The 2,362-nt window shown below is 54.6% G+C and carries 2 protein-coding genes and 1 pseudogene; all 3 read right to left on the bottom strand.

Features of this window, described 5'->3' with window-relative positions; translation table 11 throughout:
- Window positions 1-17 precede the first annotated feature (17 nt).
- Complete coding sequence (locus tag KJB29_RS19010) at window positions 18-899, bottom strand: radical SAM protein (RefSeq protein WP_215735882.1); 882 nt, start codon at window positions 897-899, stop codon at window positions 18-20.
- 119 nt (window positions 900-1,018) lie between these two features.
- The gene (locus tag KJB29_RS19005; RefSeq protein WP_215735881.1) at window positions 1,019-1,690 is read right to left on the bottom strand and encodes an MT-A70 family methyltransferase; all 672 of its coding nucleotides are present in this window, start codon (window positions 1,688-1,690) and stop codon (window positions 1,019-1,021) included.
- A gap of 60 nt (window positions 1,691-1,750) precedes the next feature.
- Window positions 1,751-2,284 (bottom strand): annotated as a pseudogene (locus tag KJB29_RS19000) (BglII/BstYI family type II restriction endonuclease); the annotation flags it as partial.
- Between the last annotated feature and the right edge of the window lie 78 nt (window positions 2,285-2,362).

Genomic DNA, 2,362 nt, shown 5'->3' with positions numbered 1-2,362 from the left:
CTGGCCGATTCCTTGTGTCAGTAATACTCCTCCCCATACTCCGGCACCTCGTCCAGGTATCCCGGAATCCCCTCAAGATGGGCAACCGCTTCCTCAACGGAAGCGATGAGCCGCTCCCGATCCTTGGGATAGCCCCCTGCCAGCTCCAGGAAATTGGAGACGTGGTTGGAACGGAGAATGGTCCGCTGGGGGGAGAGGTGCGTCAGCAGCTCCTTCGCCTCGGCCAGCAGCTCCCGGCGGGTGCACTGGTCCAGGGTGTCGACGAACTCCTCGTTGTGGCGGCGAAAAAGGGTGAGGAGCGAGAAGAACTCGGGATTCACCCGGTTCACCCAGGCGGCCGTGGCCCGCGCATGATCGAGACTCCGCCCCCGGCCCGCCACCCCCAGGATGGCCGTAACCGACAGTTTCATCCCCGCTTCCCGGGCCTTTAGGGCCTCCTGCGCCATTTTCTCCGCCGTAAATCCCTTGTTCACCGCCGCAAGCGTCGCGTCATCCCCCGACTCCAGCCCGAAGTAGACGATCCGCAACCGCTTCTCCCGTAGCATCCGCAACTCATCCACACTCTTGGTGGTGAGACTGTTGGGCGAGGAGTAGGAGCCGACCCGCGTGAGGTTCGGGAACGTGGCGGCGAGCCGGTCGAGGATGGCGCAGAGCCCCTCGAAGGGGTAAACCAGGGCATCGCCGTCGGCCAGAAAGACCCTATCCACATGGAGACGGTACCGGGCCGGGATGCCGTCGATCTCGGCGAAAACCTCCTCCGCCGGCTTCAACGTAAAGCGCTTCATTTTGTACATGCCGCAGTAGGCGCAGTGGTTCTGGGAGCAGCCGATGGTGATCTGGAAGATCAGGCTGCGGGCCTCGCTGGGTGGGCGGAAGACGGGTTCGATGTAGGTGGGCATGGACGGTTCCTGATGGTTAATAAAGAGGAGTGGCTGGTACACATCATTTGCTATGGCACCTTAAATGGAGAAAGCGGCCGAATCAGCCGCTTCTTAATTTCCTCACCAAAGGGTTATTTTCACTTCTTCACTTTTCCATACTTACTTTGCTTTTCGAACAATCGTTGCTGAGGAAATTCGATTATCTTCTTCCCGTGCCACGTAATCTCCTCGTCAGCTCCCACCTCATTCCCCCAACAGGCCCAACTTGGTTGGGGATGTCGTGCAAAAAGCTCCAGATAGGGGCCTGGGCTGCATTCCTGTATCAACTGGTACTGCTCGTCAGGCTTCCGGGAATGTTCGCGTTTATTGGTCGCTATCATGTTCACCTGCCGCCTTCCGGGCTCCAAAGTCCTCAGGCTGCCGCGAACGCCAAAAAGAATGATTTCCGTCACATTACGGAAGTAGAAACCAACGCCCCGACCATCCGGTCCTCCGTCCTTCCGTGTCTTATACCAGATCAGATTCGTCTTGTAGGTGAATCCCCAACGCTTCATGACCTCTAAACCTTCCGCGAGAAGCGCGTTGGGAACCCAAAGGTATAAATGACTCTGGGGAGCGGCAAGCATTTGCACTGGAAGCTCCATGATCTCCTCAAGCTCCATGGTCGGATAGCGAAGCAGGCGCTGATGTTCAGGCGCCATTTTGCCAGTTCTGTTTGAGAACCGCCAAGGGGGATCTGCGAGAATTGTCCCGTAGTGGCCTTTAACGCGTTTCAGCAAATCTTCTGCAGCGGTAGGTTGTTTTTTCATAGCCACCTCATGATATTTGAGAAGAGAATACATTCCGGTTGCGACATAATGGGTCGCGAATCAATCAACGATAAGTTTTGATGTGATACCGAAAACAAGTACCGGACAACCGCCGTTTCTCCCTGCCTTCAAGCGGGGCAGAAGCTTCCCCATTTGCGTTGTGCTTGCGCCGTATTTATCCTTGTATGCCCTCGTTTTTCCGTTTGTATCAACATACTTTCCGAGACTGGCGAAGTATGGGTCTAAATCATTGCTGCGGGTGATGAGAATACCAAGACTTATCTTGTTGTAATTGAAGAACGTCTGAAATGCATACAGGTCGCGGTCAAAGGTTTGATCCTTGCTGTTCCACTCCAGATCGAGGGCTACCCGGTTCTTAACATAGTCGATAAAATGAGTGTCGTGTGAGACCTCCTCATCATCAACAACGAGCTTCGCTTGCAGCTTTCTTTCTTCCCAACCCAATGGTCGAAGAATCCGTGACAATTTCTTCGGGATGTCGCTCTCGCTCCCCCCAGGCTTGGTAATGTCTTCCTTTGACAACTTGAATTCTCTCAAAGCACGGCAGATGTCGGCAAACTCTTCCTTGCATTCTGTGAGGTATCCTGATGACGATGGACACTCCCGCTTGGTAAACTACCGAGAGGGAGGTAAACATGAAACAGCAGCAGC

The organism is Geobacter grbiciae, from assembly GCF_018531165.1.
Classification (GTDB): Bacteria; Desulfobacterota; Desulfuromonadia; order Geobacterales; family Geobacteraceae; genus Geobacter; species Geobacter metallireducens.
This window is presented reverse-complemented; position numbering and strand designations above follow the sequence as displayed.